This is a genomic window from Chryseobacterium sp. SIMBA_038, from assembly GCF_046535115.1.
Taxonomy (GTDB): Bacteria; Bacteroidota; Bacteroidia; order Flavobacteriales; family Weeksellaceae; genus Chryseobacterium.
The window spans coordinates 1-259 of record NZ_JAWRXH010000264.1; the positions used below are offsets into that span (position 1 = coordinate 1).

General features: G+C 35.5%; 1 protein-coding gene. It reads right to left on the reverse strand.

The window, feature by feature from the left end; all coding sequences use genetic code 11:
* Positions 1 to 259: DEAD/DEAH box helicase (locus SB689_RS23495; protein WP_410694457.1), on the reverse strand; the 259-nt coding region annotated here is incomplete at both ends.

The following is a 259-nucleotide window of genomic DNA, read 5'->3' on the forward strand; positions in this document are numbered from 1 at the left end:
AGTGTATCTACATTATTTTTAAGGGTCTTAAGATTATCTTTTACAGAAACCCCAAACTTATGCTCCTCATCAATAATCAACAATCCTAGATCCTTAAATTTGACCGAGCTGCTTGCCAATTGATGGGTTCCTATAATAATGTCCAGTTTTCCGTTCTTCAGATCATCCAGAGTTTCAGATTTTTGCTTGGCTGTTCTGAATCTGTTGACATAGGAAACATTTACCGGAAAATCCTTAAGCCTTTCTTTAAAACTTCTGT